Raw genomic sequence first — 17,183 nt, forward strand, 5'->3', positions numbered from 1 at the left:
TCAACATGGACGACCTGCGCGAGCACAAGAAGCTCGCTCTACGCCAAGCCGCATGACCAGCTTCATGATCGCCCATTTTGCAGAACTTGACGCACACAACCCCCAGAATTTTGGAGACCAGAACATGCAAGCGGGGAGCAGCAAGACAAATCAGCGGCGGAAAAGGCAGTATGGCCGCTCCTCTTTCTAACGGCGGCGCTGGAGGCGTATCTGGGTCTGTCGTTGGTAGCCTATGTGTTCATGGGCGTGTCAAACCCGGGCTCCGGGATGGCAGGATGGACAGTGGCCATGACAGGCGGGCTCCAGACGATTGCGGCCATGGCGGCCTTTGTGCTGGCTGTTCGAGGCGATCTTCGCGGCACTACCCTGGCGTTAGCTGGTAGTATCATGCTGGGCTGGTTTTCGATGGTGCCTTCGGTCGCTGAGCAAGGGCTCGACATTGGCGGTGACGACTGGGGTACCCCGGTCTATTTCGTGGTCTCCCCCATCATCGCGATCGTTACGGCAACGCTAGCTTGGCGCAACCTATACCTGGTCCCGGCAGCTTTCATGATAACCGCACCGACCTTCATCGGCATTTTGGTCGTCATCGTCTTCGGAATCGCCATCGCGTTGTACGGCTTCTGAATGCGTGGCAGGTTCGAGGCTCGAAGTCGCAAAGATTGGCTTCGGCCCGTGAGTCCGAGGCGTATCGAAGGTCCGGACTCGGGCTCAAAAGCCGCCAGTCCGCATCCGGCCCGCTGCAGCATTTTCCACTTTGAGGCGAAATCATTTTCAACTAAGGTCCGCCAGACTTAAGGCATGGGGGATTGCCGATGGTTTTATCACGCAGGGGTGTGGCGCTCGGCGGCCTGGCGCTGGTCGCGGTCGGTGCAACCGGCAATATTGTTCAAGCCGCGACGGAAAAATCCTTTTTCGCCGGTGCCGCCAGCGACAACAATTTTGTCTATCGCAAGACCAACTTCGGCAAGATCGACAAGAGATGGCATCGCCAGATCGTCAAATATTTCAGCAGCGAGCCGGTCGGCACCGTCGTGGTCGATACCCGCCACCACTTCCTCTACCTCATCATGGAAAACAAGACCGCCATCCGCTACGGCGTCGGCGTAGGCAAGGACGGCTTCAAATGGTACGGCCGCGCGACGATCGACCGCCGCGCGCTGTGGCCGCGATGGGTCCCGCCCCCCGAAATGCGTAAGCGCAAGCCGGACCTACCGCCGATGATCGCAGGCGGCGCGTCCAACAATCCGCTCGGGCCGCGCGCGCTCTATCTGTACCGCGACGGCGCTGACATCGGCTACCGCCTGCATGGCACCCTGGAGCCATGGAGCATCGGCACCGACGCTTCCAGCGGCTGCATCCGCATGTTCCCGGAAGACATCATCGACCTCTACCAGCGGTGCCCGATCGGCACCGCGGTGGAGGTCCTGCCGCACATCGCCGACCAGACGCCCGCTTCCAAAACTGTCGAATGATTGGCGCCTCATGAACCGCATGATTGAAAACACGCGCCGGCTGCTCACCGCCGGCCTGCTGGTGCTCGTCGCATCCTGCTCGACCAGCAACACGCTGACCCCTTCCACACCCGACGTCACCAACACCAAGATTGCCGGCTTCCAGAACGTGCAGCCGGGGAGCGAGGAGGATTTTATCCTCAATGTCGGCCGCCGCACCTATTTCACGCAAGGTTCGGCCGCGCTCGACTCTGTCGCCAAGGCCACCCTCGACACTCAGATCGCCTGGTTAGCAAAGCATCCGCGCTGGCTGCTCAAGCTGCAGGGTTTCGCCGACGATCCCGGCGCAAGTGAAACGGCGCTATCGCAGCAGCGCGCCGGTGCGGTGATGGACTACCTCGCCGCCGGCGGCATAGACCGCAACCGCATGTGGGCCAAGGGCTACGGCAAGGACAGGCTCGTCCGCGACTGCCCCGACGCCGCCTGCAGGTCGCAGAACCGCCGCGTTGTGTCTAATTTGCGCGATGAGGGGGACGAGTCGTAGGGGGCAGCTGTTTTGCTCGTCAACTAATCAGAGTCTCACACGCGACGCGGCATGGCTGCAAAGCGGACATCCGGCCGCGCTGTCCGCCGGTATCTGCCCCGATGAGCCCAATGCAGCTTGTATGATTCGAAGCTAATATGCTATTCTACACGATGCGCGGACTGCTGGCACTTACTATGCTGGTATTGACGGCTACAAGAGTAGTCGCAGGTGAGCCGTTGTTCGACTCCATCACCGCCGGCGACAAGAATGCCGTGGAGCAAGCCTTGGCGGGCGGTGCCGACGTCGACAGCCGGGCACGCGACCAGGCAACGCTCCTCATCGCTGCTGCTCTCGACGATCAGCTTCCCATTGCGGAATTCCTGCTGAGCAAGGGCGCCGACGTAATGGCGCGCAATTCCGGCGGGTTTACCCCCCTCCACGCGGCTGCCTTTTCTGGAAGTCTCCCAGTCGCCAAGCTGTTGCTCGAACAGGGGGCGGTGCTCGAAGACTCGGCTAACAAGTCTGGGGTCACACCCTTGGTGATAGCGGGTGAGGAAAACCATGTCGAACTCGCAGAATTCCTCATTGCGCAAGGTGCGGATGTGAACCATGCCGAGGGTCATGGCTACATGCCGATTACCCGCGCGTTCTGGAAAGGCAATACCGACATCATAAAACTATTCAAACGGCATGGCGCGACGTGCCAGGCGAACGTCCTTGGCGAAGCGAACGCTGCGAAGTGCGAAGCTATCCACGATTGAACGGAGAACGCAGATGAACAGATCGATTAGACTGGTTTCCAATTCGGCGTCGGCAGTCATATGTGCGCTCACCTTGATGGCCGGTGCAGGCTCTGCCTTGGCCGACTCGGTGAATACCGGCTACTTCGGCGGAGTGGCGATCATGGGCTACGACACGGTCGCTTATTTCACCGATGGCAAGGCCGTGAAGGGTTCCGAAGACTTTTCCTATGAGTGGCTTGGCACGCCGTGGCATTTCGCCAGCAAGGAACACAGGGAAATGTTCATGAGCGAACCTGCCAAATACGCTCCTCAATACGGCGGTTACTGCGCGGGCGAGGTCGCACTCCACGAATCCGTCACCGTCAATGTCGATCCGGAAGCGTTCAAGGTCATCGATGGCAAGCTCTACTTGATCTACGACGAAGGGAACGCGGCCGCCTTTGCGGACAATGCCGATGATCTTGTTCCGAAGGGCGATGCAAAATGGCCGATCGTCGAAGCAAAGTTGGCAGTCGATGTGCCGGATTGGAACTTGATCAATAACCCCTGAGTCTTGCGAGCTCAATTCACTGTCACGAAGTGAAACACCATACCTGTATTGACGTAAGAATACCCGTTGCCGGCAGCGTCCCTGCGTCTGTAGACGGGACCACAGATGGGCCGCCCAAACATATTTTCGCTATGCTCACATAAGAGGTCGCGATCGACGTAGACCCTCTCGGTGAGCATTCGTGTCATCGTTCGGAAGACTGCCGTGCCGTCCTGTTCTATCTGCATAATGGCTGGAAGCCCGTCCGGTTCGAGGTTGCCTTTCAAGGTCTTGCCAACAACAAAAGATGCGATTTCCGCGCCGTTCAACCGGTCCTGTTCGTCGGCGGTGAAGCCGAACGGCCATTCGGGAAGTCCTGCCAGGCGGAGGGCGTCGATGAGCGGCGCCAAATCTTCAGCGTTGCGAAGATGGGCATAGTGATTCCGAAACGCGTCCAACGACCGCAGTCGAGCCAAGGATTCGGTCTTCGTCACCAGCCGGAGGCCGTCCGCAATCGCCGCTTTGGCGTCCTCTGTGCGGCCGGCGCGGGCATAGGCCGCTGCGAGCAGAATCCTCAGGCTGCCCGCCTCTGGAGCATCGTCGCGAGCGCGCTCGAGAGTCTCAATGGCTTTCCTGATGTCCCCGAGCAAAAGCAAGACAACCCCGACAACCTCCCGGTCTATCGGAGCCAGATTGGGATCAAGTTTCAATGCCGTCTCGACCGCCAATGCCGCTTTGTTATGGTTGCCGGCGAACAGCTGGATATAACCAACGGCAATTTGCGTCGCAGCGTCTCCGGAGCCTAATGCGACAGCACGCTCCGCCGAGGTGATCGCATCTTCATAGCGGCGATCCATGACCTGCAAAATCCCGAGAACGGCGTAGGGCGATGAAAAATCCGAATCGAGCTCCAAAGCACGGCTTGCCTTCTCATATGCTCTCTTTCGCGCAAGCGCGCTCTGAATGATATCATCGGAGGCAGTGCGCCAAAGATAGACACTCAGCCGTGCGTCGGCGGCAAAGGCCTCGGCGAAGGTGGGGTCGAGCTTCTGCGCCTTCTCATACAGCGCAAGCGCCTCGCGCAATCCGTCGCCTCGACCGGTGCGCGCCTCCCGCTCCGCACGGAGGTAGGTATCATAGGCTTCGAGATTTGCAGTCGGCGGGCGTGCCATTCGCTCTCTCTCGGCTGCCGAAGCTTGGACACCGAGCGCCTTGGCGATTTCCCGGCTCATCTCGTCCTGGACCGCAAACACGTCCGCGATGCCGCGATTGAACCGATTAGCCCATAGATTGTCGCCAGTGGCGATATCGATGAGCTGCGCGTTGAGGCGGATATGATCGCCGGTCCGCCTCACGCTGCCGTTAACGACAAATTGCACGCCAAGGTCACGACTAACATCTGCCAAAACAAGGGGTTTTCCTTTGTAGGCGAAGACGGAGTTACGGGCGATCACATCCAGCCCGGAAAGCTTCGCAAGATCGGTAATCAAATCTTCAGTGATGCCGTCGGCCAAATAGTCTTGGCCAGGATCGCCGCTCAGATTCGTAAACGGCAGTACTGCTATGGATTGCTTTTCAAGCGCGGAGAATTTTTGCCATTGCCATGCAAAAATGCCTGCAAGCAAGACGATGAGCAGCGCTGCTACGCCTGCCAAAATGATGATGGGCGAACCTGGCCGGCGCGGCGCCGCTAAGATCTTCCCCGCGTCTCCGGGATCGAGCAGAACCCGATAGGCGCGAACCGGATCGGCGATATTCTTGAGGCGCTGCCCTCCGAGATCCGCAAAGCCGACATCCAGTTTGTGCACCGCGTGATCGAACGCCGTGCCGGAGATGCGCACACCGCCTGGCTCGGCCATCGCTTCCAGGCGCGCCGCGATATTCACGCCATCTCCATAGATGTCGTCGCCCTCGACGATGACGTCGCCGAGATTGACGCCGATGCGAAATCGGAGCTGCCGGGCTTCGGGGATACCCTTGTTGCGGTCCGCCATCCGGCGCTGGATCACAGCAGCACACTGGACGGCATCGACGACGCTGGCGAACTCGACGAGCGCGCCGTCGCCCATTAGCTTGATTATGCGGCCGTGGTGTTTCTTGATCTCGGGGTCGATCAGTTCGCGACGGCAGCTCTTCAGTCCCTCAAGCGTTCCTACCTCGTCCTCGCCCATGAGGCGGCTGTAACCAACCACGTCGGCAGCAAGTATTGCTGTAAGCCGTCGCTCCATACGTGCCCTGCGCCTTCCCTGGTCGGTCCAAGCGGCTTTGGCTCCAGCCTATTCTAGTCCTGCTTCGGACGCGAGTGTGCGCGACCATGTTATGCATAGCCAGAGGATGGCGGTGTTACTCAGAATGGCAACGCGCCGGGCTCCTCCATCCACGAGGTCTGAACGGAATGCTCTCTCGACAAGATGTCCACTTTGGAGACGCCGAGATGCTGTGGGAACGACCGGAATGGGTCAGATCCTGAATGTGGCTTCCACCCCTTCAACAGCTGAGAACCGACCGTCCGCTTCCCCAACGCTGCCGGGCTGCAATGCGCCCAATGTTGGCCACTTGAGGTCCCATGCGCCAATTCTCAAAACCGGACATTGTCAGCGGCGCGACAAGAGATGCTGCGCAAGGCACTACATGGCGGCTTCCTGTTCCATCTCCTTCATGTCCTGAAAACGGTCCGCGATCCGCGGGTGGAGTCGTCCGCCGTCCGCCGCGCCAATGGCAACCACGATCTCGTCCGCGGCTGGGCACTACGACCGATCCGGGCACGGATTCGACCACCACGAGTGGAACGAACTCGAACTCCGCCAAGGACTGCGCTCCGGTCAACAAACTGGCAGCGCCAAGCAGGCCGCGCCAGGTCAACAGGATACCTATGCTAACTCGGCTGCTCCTGGCCAGATGAAAAAGACCACGGAAGGCTGCTGACCTGCCTTGGACCTGTCCCAGGTTGATGCATTGCGGTCGATTCTTAGGTTGTCGCCGCATTCGACAAGCCCGTCGTGCTAGGCCCGCACGGCGGGTTTATAGCAGGACTATCGTCCTGCATTTCGCAGCGAAGGTCCAAGCTGTGCCACTTGGTTCTCTACTTGTCCAATGGCCGTTCCCTTACATTAGCTAGTCGACATATATGTTATCGCCGCCCGCATGCTATGCCATGTTGGTTCACCCTAGTGGCACCTGTTTTGCATCGCCCGCGACGGCAGGGGAAAACCAACACCCCAGCGAGTCCCGTTATCCCTGAAACGGCCCGCCGCTGCCGCGAATGGGGCGGCGGGCTTTTTTCTTATTCGGTGAAACGAAAGGTCATGCCGTAAGTTGGCTTCCCAAGGAGGAGCCGATGAAAAAGGAAGGCGATGGGCGTGTGGACAAAGGCAATCAGCAACTGCTTGCCCGGCGTTTGTCTGGAGAAGTCGGCATTTCAGAACCCGAGGCGCGCGCTCTGATCAAGCTTATCGGCACAGACTGGAATTCGCCGCTTCGTGAAGCCCGATTTTTGAAGGAGCGCCATTAGAAGTCCGCCGCCTATTCGGGCGCCGGCGGCGAACCTGTTAAGCGGCTACATCCTTGGGAATCGACCGCTCATAGGGTTAATGTGTCACATGGAGGCCAGTTCCATTTATTGCACTGCGGCAAGAGCATGCGACTTCCGCTTTATCCGGCATAGGCCATCAGGCGTAATTGGTAGCAATGCCATTGTCTAGTATCGTAGGGGGCCTGGTCATTAGGCCCACCCTCGTGCCCAGCATGGTCGGCACGGTCACTCAACTCGATGCTTCGGCTGCTTGATCGTGCCGACTCCTGCCCGACGTCTGCTACTGCCGGTGGAAAGAGCCGGTTCCAAGGGCTGGTGCCCTGGCAATTCATGCCAAGCGACTTGGCGTAGGTCGCGCATGTCGACCTGCTGGCCGCACGTGGGGCAGGTGTAGAAATTCTCCCGCTCGTCGGTTGGCTCGCCGCCGTGCTGCCTGCCGGGGATGGGGGTCCAAGTTAATGAGCAGGGGGTCGCTCAAGGTGTTGCTAATATACAGCGCCCGACAGCATCTCTAACCCATCGCGCGCGGATTCGCTTCCATTGGCCACCCCGGTTCGTCAAAATCACAGCGAACAATGCGAGGCGGTGAGATGGACAAGCGGCAAGATAACAAGACCATTGAGCTGTGCTGTCTGCTAGCCGTGCCGGTATCACTGCTCCTCACTGTGGTATTCGCTGGGATGGTCCTTGGCTGACTAACGCACTGTGGGCGTTACCAGCCGCACAACATCAAGCGCGACCGTCACCACCGGGCCACCCAGGCTGACGGTTACGGCGTCCTTCTCGACCCGTGTGACGCTGCCGATCAGTTCCATGGTCTGGCCTTTGACCACCTTCGTGGTGCTATCCCGAACGGAATGGGGAAATCCGTAGGTCGGTATTGACACGCTGATCCTGTCGTCAGTGACGCGTCGAATAATGGTGGCGTCGATCGCCACCTCATCGCCGATGTTGAGACCTCTAGCCATGCACTGGAGTCTGGTGCGGCCGTCTCACGGGTCAAGTAGCGGAACCGAATATGCGCTTTGAACTTATCGGCTGATGAGCACACGCGGGATCGCTTTCTCGATCGGTGGATGGCAGAGCACCTGCCCAACGCGATGACTGATGATCCAGTGGCGGTTAGCGACCTCGCTGACGAAATGATGAAATCTGCGGAGCGTGAGGGAATCGGTGCCGACGAGATCAACGAGAGGTCGACAGCGTCTTTGAGGTGATCTTCGAGGCGATGCACCACCGGGAAGGCAGCTTGGCCGAATAGCCCTTGCCGTCCAGGTCCGAGTGAGGAATATAATCCTGCCGTTGCGGCGATCCCCCTCAAACGGAGTTCGCACAAATGCCAAGATCGAAACCTTCCAAGCAGTTATCACAGGCTGAAATCGAACGCTTTCTGGTGCCAGCGGAAGCGCTGCACCTGAGCATCGTCAAGCCGTTCATATCGCCGCACTGCGACCACTACAGACAGACACGCGTCTTACATGAGGTGCTTTTGAAAGCCGTGCGGGAAGTGACCGGCAAGGAAGTCGAGTTCATCCGCTGGAACACTACTGGGCCGGTGCTGCCTCCTTCGGCTGGTGACGCGGAACATTAGCTATCTCTGAAAGTTGTTGCATGCGGCACGCGATGCTCACCCCGTGACTGCCGAAGATCGGGATCTTCACCGGCTCCCGATCGGCCCGCGCCTCCCGCAAGTGGCGCGGGCTTTCTCTCTTTGAAGAAGTACCTCATGTCCCAATCGGTTGAACCGCCCATATTGCCAGAGGATAGCCCAGATCGTGAGGTCAACTGCGAAGTCGCCTTGGAAGCCGCATTCGCGGCTCTCGTGACTGCCTCAGAAGCGCAAGGGTGGACGCCACAGGAAACGGCTGCAACTCTGCTTAAAATCGCCACGGAACATGCCGACCGGCTTATGCACGGGCGCCTACCACAAAGGGCGAGGACATCACGCCGTAGCTGAAACCGAAGCGATAAAACGGCCGACGCCAGGGTGGGAGCTTTTGGGCTGTGCGGCGCCGGCCAAGCGGACAATCAGGTCCGCCGCATGCGAAGATATGGGCCGATTCGGCCTTTGTGCCTTATAGCGCGATCGCGGAAGCGCCGGCTCTATGCGCTCCCGTCCGTCTCGCTCTCCTCCTCAATCATCCGGACTGGCAGATAGGCAGTCGTTTCCAGCCACTCACGCAACACAATCTGAATGAGATCCGACCGGCCGATCTTCATCTCGGCGGCGATGGAGTTCAGCGCATCTTCCGTCGCCGGCTTAAGCGCCACGCCTGCGACGTTTCGGAGCATCAGGGCGGCACGCCGAAGGATGATCTGCAGCTCCGGTCGCGACATGTCCGCGATGCGGTCGGCGGCGCTCTCAAGCACTTCGGCGATGGATATGCGGCTCATCCCGGCATGCTTATTTGCGATGGAGCAAGCAACTGAACACCAGGCCTGCCGTGGTTCAAGAATTCGACACCTCGGCCCTCCAAAGCCCGCTGGACAGCCTGAACGTTTTGGGAGCGGCCCGCAATAGGGCCGGCCCCAGCTGCTTCCATGCTGCGGATTGTGTCTCCTGAACTGAAAGGCCTCATCGAGGCAAAGCACGCTGCCTATGCCCGCTTCATTTCCGCGATCAATGTGGCCACCGACCTGGAAGAGCGTAGCTGCCCAAGACCGCTGAACTTTACGTCCCGTCGTCTATTGGCGGCGGCCAGTCGCGCAGTCGTCGCTACAGCGAACTAGAGAGCGTCGAGGCCGATCTGAGGGATGACGTCAAGCGCCGGTACGCCGAGCAGCAACAGAACCTGACGACGCTCGCCAAGGTGGCGCCGGATCTCGGCAAGCAGTCGACCGTTGCACTTCGCAAGGCCGAACAGGCCGATCTGCGGACGCTGAAAAGGCTTATTAAGGAGGAGCGCGCACGGCGAAGCGCTGTCGGCCTTGAACAGGCGATCAACGAGCGCAATGAGGCTTCTGATGCCGAACGCTACGCCCTGAACGCCGTGTGCGCCTATCGTTGCACCACCATGGAGGAACACCGCACTAAGGCCGAGTTCTTGAAAGAGTTCGCCACTGGCAAATACGGCGACCTCCAGCCCGAGGACGTTGATGCGCTGCTCTGGTCGTTCCTGCCGGAAGAAGCATTGGAACACGCGGTCAAGCCTTCGGAAAGCGGTGCAGCCTGAAGCTGTCGCATTTGTCCCGCTGCCTCACGGTGGCGGGCGTTTCTATTCTTTGTGTTGAACGATGTAGCTATTGCTGATGGCTTTGCTCCCAACGCCCCGCGTGACAACAACGGTGGTGTACCCGGCGGGCAATGAACCGGTGACAGTCTCGTCGACACGATGGCATCGTCCGACCATTTTCCCGTTTGGCGTACCTGCGAGCCTGTCTTTCAGAGATGCCCGACACGCGTCCAACGACGCATATGTGGTCGGCGCGGCCTCAATGGGCGTGCAGACGGTGGCCTCGCCTGGGCTGCAAGAGAGTAAAAGCATTACTGCTGCGGTTGCCGGGTCCATTCTCGAAGCTCCACTGAGACGAGCCTCAACGCGGATCGACGGCCTTTGTTGCACAGGCAGCCCCGGCGACGGCCCGCTGCCTCACGGTGGCCGGGCTTTGCCAACGCTGGTGACGCGGAATCTCCTTATATTAGCGATAAACGATATATTAACAGCCGTGATGCAGCCTTCCACAAAGCATGGGGGATGGGGGAAACACCTCCTCGTCGACGTTCCAACGCGCGCCCCTCGGAGCCGGCGGACCGTAGACCAATGCGGAGCACACGCATGAGTGTCGGAGCAGCTCTCGAACAATTGCTGCGGTTGATTTATCGACAAGCGATGAAATTGGCAGCGATGCCGGAGGATGAAAGAGATTCACACTACGATTTCATCCGCCTGTCATGTTGCGCAGCCGCCGAGCGGATTGGGCAAAGTCCCGACAAGGCCGCCGTCACGGCAAACGATGTGGTTGAGTTTGTTCGCGCACTGGTCGGAATCATTGAGGTAGGCTGCGGATCAGACCAAGGGCGAAGTGACGATCGACCGGCCGCATTACCGGCACGGCATTTTGGCAGCCGGGAGAGTGGCACTGCGCGCGTCTAGGGGGCGCAAGCCCGCTGCCTCATGGTGGTGGTCTCATTGCCCACCAAACTGAAGTTGGTGACGGTGCAATCGGATATCTTCAGTGATCCGGTAGCGTAGCCTACAGTATAGCCACCAAAGCCATTCTTCGCACGGTACTCCATGAGAACGGTACGGTGCCCACTCTTGTCCGGCTTGGATGTCTTTGTCTCTGAGTGCTGAAAAGAGTCAGGATCGCGAAGCCGATCCGTGACCATACGGACCAGTTCACCGCTGGAACCGTCCCACCCGCTGAAGCATTGCAAGCCGTCGACAGGCATATTCACGGCAGCAACGTCCGGGGTCGACTGTCGATCAAGCGAGCAGGCTTTGAGCAAAGCCCAGGCGGCAAATCCTATCACGATAAAAGCCAGCATTTTCTGAATTGCCCCACCCTCGGCTTTCCCGTTTGCGGTGGATGGTTGCACCCGGATCGGTGAGCGTTGGCCGGTAACACCGTACCTATCCTTCAGATAGGCTTCGCGCGGCTTCAAAATCAGGCTGCTCAATATCCCCGTGCTCGCATGGCAGCGAGTTCGGCCATTGCTTTGCTGTAACTAGGATCTTCCCCCACAGGCCTGATCCCCCGATCAAGGCCAAGCTTATTAGGGTTTTCTTGATTAGCCAAGAACGCTGGTGAAAGAGGAACAGCCCGCGAACGTCCTGCTACGGTTTTTGCAACGCAACGCTACGGTATAGGGCGGGACGGCGTAGCACGAAAGACGCTAGCAAGCGCTGAAACTCTTTGACAGACACGGCTTTGGCCCGACGAGGCGGGATAGAGCGGGATCGAGTAACGGAATTGCAAGACCGGTGCCTGTCTGACACTTCGACGACTACTGATAATCAGGGTATAGCCTGACGTGCCCTAACGTTGTGACGACACGTTGCGTAACGTCTGCGTTGACATCAACCATTTGTAACAAGGTAGCGGCGAGCCTAAACGTCAATATGACATACGGCTGAACGGCTGATGAAGTATAAGTTGGGCTTACGTTGGTGTCCGCTTTGCGACGCATCTTGGTCATCGCAGTCATCCCGGCCGCCCACCAAAAGCGGCCCCATGATGATCTCAGCATCGGCTTTTTCCTGCCCTGCCCACGGATCAAGTGTTTTGTGAACAGCATCATGCTAATATTGCGGTCACTGCGCTCGGAGAGGAAATCGCAGCATGTCGGAGAAGGGTCCCGTCGCGTTGCCGGCGGCCTCGGTGGCAACAGGTTTTCTGGGCGGCAACGGCAACAATGCGTCCGAAGCCCGGTACGAGCGCCGGATACTGACCGCGCTCTGCTACGACCTGGTCGGATCGACCGACCTTCTTGCCATCCTGGACATCGAAGAGTTCGAGGAACTGATATCAGCCTTCCAGCGGGCGGCGAGACAGGCGGTCGCGTCGTGCTCGGGAACCGTCCAGGTCGAGGTCGGCGATGGCGGCGTTGCTTTGTTTCCTGCCGAAATAGACGCCAAGGACGCAGCATCGCTGGCGATCCGGGCCGGGCTCGAAATCATCGACGCCTGCAGGCGCGTCGGTTCGGACAAAGGCCGCACCGATTTACATGTCCGGATCGGAATTGCGACATCGATGACGCTGATCCACAAGGGTGACGCCGACACCGGTCAGGACAATGTCACCGGCCCTGCCTTCGCGATGGCCGCGCGGCTCCAGGCCATCGCGCAATCGGATACGGTGATGGTCTCGGACGCGACGCGCAACCTGGCGCGACGGTCGCATGTGTTCAGCTTCAGGGGGCCCCATGCGATCAAGGGGTTTGCCGAGCCGGAGCTGGTCTGGCGCGCGCTGAGTCACAAGCGCGAGGTCGACCGCTTCTTCGCATTCGGGCGGCTGAGCAGTCCGCTTGTCGATCGCGAGGCCGAGCTCGCCACCATCGCCGAAGCATGGGCCAGTGCCGTCGCACGAAAGGGCGGCGTGGTGGTGATCGAGGGCGAGGCGGGGATCGGCAAGTCGCGTATTCTTCACGAAGTGCGCCGGCGCACGCGTCAACAGCGCGCGAAACTGCTGCTCTTCCAGTGCACGCCCGGCGGGTTGCGCTCGGCGCTGCATCCGCTGCTACAGAACGTACGCGGCCATCTCGCCGGCAACGAAGGACAGCTGAGCGCTGCCGCCGTGGCGGAAGTATTCCGCGATCATGACGTCCGCGATCCCGAAATCATCGACATCTTCTCGTTCCTGCTCGGCGCTGCGGGAGCCGATCCGATGCTCAGGGAAATCGACGCTGAGGCAATGCGCGCGAAAGCCAATTGGGCGGTTCGCCACTCGCTCGAAGCCCTGTGCGCCAGCGGACCGATCGTCCTGGTGGTCGAGGACATCCATTGGATCGACCTGACGTCGAGACAATTGTTGGCTGAGCTTGCACAGTCAGCCCGTCACTTCCCGGCGCTTGTCATCGCGACCACGCGCCCTGAATCCGGGAGCTGGCTGGCAGCATCGAATCCAAGGCACATCTCGCTAAAGCCGCTCAACCGCGAGCAAACCCGGCTGGCGATCGCGGCCATGTGGCCGCAAGGCAAGCCGTCAACTTCCCCGGAATTGCTCGAAATGGTGGAACGCGTGACCGGAGGCGTCCCGCTGTTCATCGAAGAAATCTGCCAGTGGGTGACGGAGAACGCGGCGTCGGCAACGGATCGGCTGGCGCAGACCTCGACGCGCAGTCATGCCTCGGTGTTCGAAAGCGTGATCGAGGCCAGGCTCGAAACGCTGGGGCCGGCACGCGAAGTCGCGCGCGCCGCAGCCGTCGCGGGCAATCGTTTCAATCAGGAATTGCTGCGCGCCCTGTTGCCGGAGCTCGACGACGAAATCATCGCAAACGCGCTGGATTCGCTGAGCGAGGCCGGGTTCCTGATGCGCGTGCGGCCTTCCGGCGTTCCGGTCTATGGCATGCGCCATGCGCTTATCCAGGAGACGATCTACAACGCAACGCTGCGCAAGAGACGGCAGACGTTGCATCGCCGCCTGTTTGCCGCGGTGAGCCGCAACCGAAACCTGGCCGGGTGGCTGGGCACCGCCGAGGTTGCCGAGCACGCCGAGCGCGCAGGCCTTCTGGAGGACGCTATCGCTCAGTTCGTGATCGCAGGCACGGAAAGCTCGTCCCGCTCGGCAATGGCGGAAGCGAGGCAGATACTCGAGCATGCATTGGCGCTCTGCGAGCGCGTTGCGGCAGCCGATACGCGAGACGCGCTGCGGCTATCGGCAATGATCGTGCTCGGTCCCATCCTGACCGCTGTCGAAGGTCCGAACTCGGCGCCCGCCCGCAAATTGTACGAGGACGGCGTGGTGATCGCCCGGCGTCGGCCGGTGGCCGAGCGGGCCAAGTGGTTCCCGATCTATTGGGGCTGGTGGTTCACAGATACTGTCATGGACGGCGAGCGCGCGGAAGTCGTGCTCAGCGATCTCAGGGATGTCGAGGATGCCGAAGTGCAACTCCAGGCCAGGCATTGCGTGTGGGCAATCGACTTCAATCTTGGCCGCCACGACCGCTGCATCGCGGCCGTCGACGCCGGACTGTCGCTCTATGAGCACGGCCAGGGCAAAGCCAATGCTGCGTTGTTCGGCGGGCATGACGCGAGGGTCTGCGGGCTCGCCCACCGCGCCTTGTCGCTTTGGTTCGCCGGAAAGCCGGCAAGCGCGATCCATTCAATGTCGGAAGCTAGGAGCTGGGCGCAGCAAACCGGACACGCCGGCAGCATCGCGCATGCCTATCTCAACGAGGCGATGCTGCATTGCTATCGCCGCGATTTTTCGATGCTGCGAAGAGTGATAGCGGATCTGCGCCACTTGACGGAGCGCTATTATATGCCCGCTCTCGCCGCCGCAGCGCAAATCTTCGAAGGCTGGTGCGACGGCAACGCCGGCCAGGTCGAGAGCGGCAGGGAAAAAATGCGGCAAGGCCTTGGCCTCCATGGCGAGTTCCAGACGCCTGAGGACGAACCGGTCTATTGCGGCATGCTGGCAGAGCTTTTGACACGAAATGCCGAGGTCGATGAGGCGCTCGCGCTGCTGGGTTCGGCTGTGGCGCAGGCCGAGGCCGGCGGCAGCCGCTTTTGGCTGGCAGAGCTCTACAGGCGAAGGGCGGAGCTACTTCTTCTCCAGGGCGATGCGGAGGCGGACGTAATCGCTGCCCTCGAAAAGAGCATTGCCATAGCCGCGGAGCAAAGCGCCGTGCCCTTCCTCGTCAGTACATACGAGACCCTTCAATCATCAGGCCTGTCGCCTGAACTGTCGTCGCGCTATCGCGATCGGGTCGAACATGCGAAATCCGCTCTCGAGCCGGGCGCCGCGCTGATCGTCAATCCCGAATCGGCCGTTCGGCACTAGCCGGCCCTGCAAGAGCATCCGCGATGCTGGAGCGATATAAACGCCTTGGTCCGCCGCCCGACGAGGCGCTGGCGAGCCTGATGAAGATGCGCGAAGGCTTGGGCATCACGCGGATCGCCGACATTACGGGGCTCGACCAGCTCGGCATCCCGGTCGTGCAGGTGACAAGACCTTTCTCGCTCTCCAATGCGGTCGCACAAGGCAAGGGCGCCACCCTGGCGCAAGCCGCGATATCGGCCATGCTGGAATCGGCCGAGAGCTTCTTTGCAGAGCAGGTGGCGAATTTCAAACCAGTCGTCGGCTGTGCCGATCAATTGGGCATCCCGCCAGGTCGTTTCGAAAGGCATCTCCAGTGGGGCACCGCGCCCGGATGGCGTGGCAGGGAGACGGCGTGGGTAGTCGCAGACAATCTTCTTACCGGCAGCCGCGACCTGGTCCCGTTCGAACTCGTGCACACCGCCTATGTGTTACCGTCGCTGCCCCATGACGGCATTTTTGCGGCATCGACGAGCGGTTTGGCTTCAGGTTTCGAGGAGCCGGATGCCATCGTTCATGGCATGCTTGAATGCATCGAACGCGACGCGATCGCCACGGCATACCGCACCCACGGTTTTTTCCACCGTCAACGCATCGATCCCGAGACGATCGATGATCCGTCGCTCCGCGATCTCCTGGAAACTTTGGCGGCCAAGAACGTGCTGGTCGGCCTTTGGCAAGCTTTGTCGCCGTTGGGCATACCGGTGGTGTGGTGCCATCTGCTGGAAGACGAACCGACGGAAACGGTCCTTTTGGATCACCCGGCTGATGGCTCGGCCGCCGGTTTCAGTCCTGTCGGCGCGGCGGCGCACGCCATCTACGAAGCGGCCCAGGCCCGTCTGGCGGCGATCTCGGGCGCGCGCGATGACCTGACGCGCGCGTCCTATCCGAAATACCCCGATCGGCAGATGATCGCAGCGCATCGCCGGCTCCTCCGCGATGGCCCGCGCAGCGTGGATTTCCGCGCGCTCGCCGAGCAGAAGTTCAACACGGCGTCGGATGGGCTGTCGGTCCTCTTGGCAATTCTCGAAGAGAGAGGGTTCGATGCGGTTCACCTAATCCGGGTGGGAACGAAACCGCTCGACGCCCTGTCGGTTGTCAGGATTGTCATCCCTGCCTTGCAGCCGCTCTTGCAGGGGTAGGGATTATGCGCCCGAAACTCGTCTTCACCGGCCCTACCGTGTCGCATTCCGACGCATTGAAGGTCGTCGATGCGGTATGCCTTCCCCCGGCCGTGCAAGGCTCGATCGTTTCGGCCGTGCAGCATTTCGACCCGAGTGCGATCCTTCTCATAGATGGCGGTTTTCAGACCGAGCCGGCGGTTCGGCACAGGGAAATCCTGTGGGCTCTCAGCCGCGGCATTCACGTCGTCGGCGCGGCCAGCATGGGTGCCCTTCGAGCAGCCGAGCTGTTCCCCCATATGCAAGGCGTCGGGCTTATCTACCGATGGTATCGCCGCTTCGCCTTTGCACCCGACGACGCAGTAGCGGTATTGCATGGACCGGCCGAGGTGAATTTCGCTCAATTGACGCATGCGCTGATTGACCTGCGCCGGACCCTTCGCGCTGCTTGCCGGCGCGGGGTGATTTCACCCGAACAGCAGGCGAGGCTCGAGGGTGCGGCACAGGCCGTCAATTTTCGCGAGCGCACCCTGGCACGGATGGTCCGGGAGGCGCACGACGGCAAGGACGACGTCGAGAATTTGTGCAAGGAGCTCGGCGCGGCTTTCGTCCAGCAAAAAAAGCAAGATGCCCTGCGGGCACTCGAACTTTTGCGGGAGCAAGCATTTGAAAAAGCACACCGCATGCCGGAATTACAGCTAACCTCGGCCTTCTCCAGGGATATGGATGATGCGGGGCTGGCGTTATAGGCCCTGACCTCTTTGGGGCCGACGATTTACGCAACGTAAGCGCCGTGA

Annotated in this window: 17 protein-coding genes and 1 pseudogene; 13 read left to right on the plus strand and 5 right to left on the minus strand. The window is 60.4% G+C overall.

Annotated features, from left to right (window positions below; translation table 11 throughout):
- The 6 genes from NKK51_RS18115 to NKK51_RS18140 form a co-directional block, all read left to right on the plus strand.
- Positions 1–190 (plus strand): hypothetical protein (locus NKK51_RS18115; RefSeq protein WP_352554153.1); only part of this gene is annotated, 190 nt, incomplete at its 5' end.
- Positions 191–288: 98 nt separating this feature from the next.
- Entirely contained in the window at positions 289–627 is a 339-nt protein-coding gene (locus tag NKK51_RS18120) for a hypothetical protein (RefSeq protein ID WP_352554154.1), read from the plus strand.
- 188 nt (positions 628–815) lie between these two features.
- On the plus strand, positions 816–1,475 hold the full coding sequence (locus NKK51_RS18125) for a L,D-transpeptidase (protein ID WP_352443206.1): 660 nt from the start codon (positions 816–818) through the stop codon (positions 1,473–1,475).
- Positions 1,476–1,485: 10 nt separating this feature from the next.
- Entirely contained in the window at positions 1,486–1,998 is a 513-nt protein-coding gene (locus NKK51_RS18130) for an OmpA family protein (RefSeq protein WP_352554155.1), read from the plus strand.
- A 152-nt stretch (positions 1,999–2,150) separates the two neighbouring features.
- Positions 2,151–2,741, plus strand: coding sequence for an ankyrin repeat domain-containing protein (locus tag NKK51_RS18135; RefSeq protein WP_352554241.1), 591 nt, complete (start codon positions 2,151–2,153; stop codon positions 2,739–2,741).
- Positions 2,742–2,754: 13 nt separating this feature from the next.
- Positions 2,755–3,273, plus strand: a complete 519-nt coding sequence (locus NKK51_RS18140) for a YHS domain-containing (seleno)protein (protein WP_352554156.1) — start codon at positions 2,755–2,757, stop codon at positions 3,271–3,273.
- Positions 3,274–3,284: 11 nt separating this feature from the next.
- On the opposite strand, the gene NKK51_RS18145 is transcribed toward NKK51_RS18140, so the two are convergent.
- Both NKK51_RS18145 and NKK51_RS18150 read right to left on the minus strand, forming a co-directional pair.
- On the minus strand, positions 3,285–5,480 hold the full coding sequence (locus tag NKK51_RS18145; protein ID WP_352554157.1) for an adenylate/guanylate cyclase domain-containing protein: 2,196 nt from the start codon (positions 5,478–5,480) through the stop codon (positions 3,285–3,287).
- 399 nt (positions 5,481–5,879) lie between these two features.
- Positions 5,880–5,996: pseudogene (locus tag NKK51_RS18150) on the minus strand (amino acid synthesis family protein); the annotation flags it as partial.
- Between the two features lie 593 nt (positions 5,997–6,589).
- On the opposite strand from NKK51_RS18150, the gene NKK51_RS18155 reads away from it, so the two are divergent.
- Positions 6,590–6,763 carry a hypothetical protein gene (locus NKK51_RS18155; RefSeq protein WP_352554158.1) on the plus strand — a complete coding sequence of 58 codons (174 nt, stop codon included), beginning with the start codon at positions 6,590–6,592 and terminating at the stop codon, positions 6,761–6,763.
- 716 nt (positions 6,764–7,479) lie between these two features.
- Here the strand turns inward: NKK51_RS18155 and NKK51_RS18160 are convergent.
- Positions 7,480–7,752, minus strand: coding sequence for a hypothetical protein (locus NKK51_RS18160; RefSeq protein ID WP_127297385.1), 273 nt, complete (start codon positions 7,750–7,752; stop codon positions 7,480–7,482).
- A gap of 368 nt (positions 7,753–8,120) precedes the next feature.
- Here NKK51_RS18160 and NKK51_RS18165 point away from each other — a divergent pair, with 368 nt between their 5' ends.
- Positions 8,121–8,375: a hypothetical protein gene (locus tag NKK51_RS18165; RefSeq protein WP_352554159.1), complete on the plus strand. Its 255-nt coding sequence runs from the start codon at positions 8,121–8,123 to the stop codon at positions 8,373–8,375.
- Positions 8,376–8,887: 512 nt separating this feature from the next.
- Here NKK51_RS18165 and NKK51_RS18170 read toward each other — a convergent pair.
- Positions 8,888–9,178 carry a hypothetical protein gene (locus tag NKK51_RS18170; RefSeq protein WP_127297388.1) on the minus strand — a complete coding sequence of 97 codons (291 nt, stop codon included), beginning with the start codon at positions 9,176–9,178 and terminating at the stop codon, positions 8,888–8,890.
- 416 nt (positions 9,179–9,594) lie between these two features.
- On the opposite strand from NKK51_RS18170, the gene NKK51_RS18175 reads away from it, so the two are divergent.
- Complete coding sequence (locus tag NKK51_RS18175) at positions 9,595–9,957, plus strand: hypothetical protein (protein WP_352554160.1); 363 nt, start codon at positions 9,595–9,597, stop codon at positions 9,955–9,957.
- A 603-nt stretch (positions 9,958–10,560) separates the two neighbouring features.
- Positions 10,561–10,878 carry a hypothetical protein gene (locus NKK51_RS18180; protein ID WP_352554161.1) on the plus strand — a complete coding sequence of 106 codons (318 nt, stop codon included), beginning with the start codon at positions 10,561–10,563 and terminating at the stop codon, positions 10,876–10,878.
- On the opposite strand, the gene NKK51_RS18185 is transcribed toward NKK51_RS18180, so the two are convergent.
- The gene (locus NKK51_RS18185; RefSeq protein WP_352554162.1) at positions 10,875–11,405 is read right to left on the minus strand and encodes a hypothetical protein; all 531 of its coding nucleotides are present in this window, start codon (positions 11,403–11,405) and stop codon (positions 10,875–10,877) included. The genes NKK51_RS18180 and NKK51_RS18185 overlap by 4 nt on opposite strands.
- Before the next feature lie 662 nt (positions 11,406–12,067).
- Between NKK51_RS18185 and NKK51_RS18190 the strand changes: the two genes are divergently transcribed.
- The 3 genes from NKK51_RS18190 to NKK51_RS18200 are packed head-to-tail and all read left to right on the plus strand — an operon-like array spanning position 12,068 to position 17,135.
- Positions 12,068–15,229, plus strand: a complete 3,162-nt coding sequence (locus NKK51_RS18190) for an AAA family ATPase (protein ID WP_352554163.1) — start codon at positions 12,068–12,070, stop codon at positions 15,227–15,229.
- Positions 15,230–15,252: 23 nt separating this feature from the next.
- Complete coding sequence (locus NKK51_RS18195) at positions 15,253–16,407, plus strand: YcaO-like family protein (RefSeq protein WP_352554164.1); 1,155 nt, start codon at positions 15,253–15,255, stop codon at positions 16,405–16,407.
- A gap of 5 nt (positions 16,408–16,412) precedes the next feature.
- Positions 16,413–17,135 carry a TfuA-like protein gene (locus NKK51_RS18200; RefSeq protein ID WP_352554165.1) on the plus strand — a complete coding sequence of 241 codons (723 nt, stop codon included), beginning with the start codon at positions 16,413–16,415 and terminating at the stop codon, positions 17,133–17,135.
- Positions 17,136–17,183: the final 48 nt, after the last annotated feature.

This window comes from Mesorhizobium sp. M0011 (genome assembly GCF_040324155.1).
Taxonomy (GTDB): Bacteria; Pseudomonadota; Alphaproteobacteria; order Rhizobiales; family Rhizobiaceae; genus Mesorhizobium.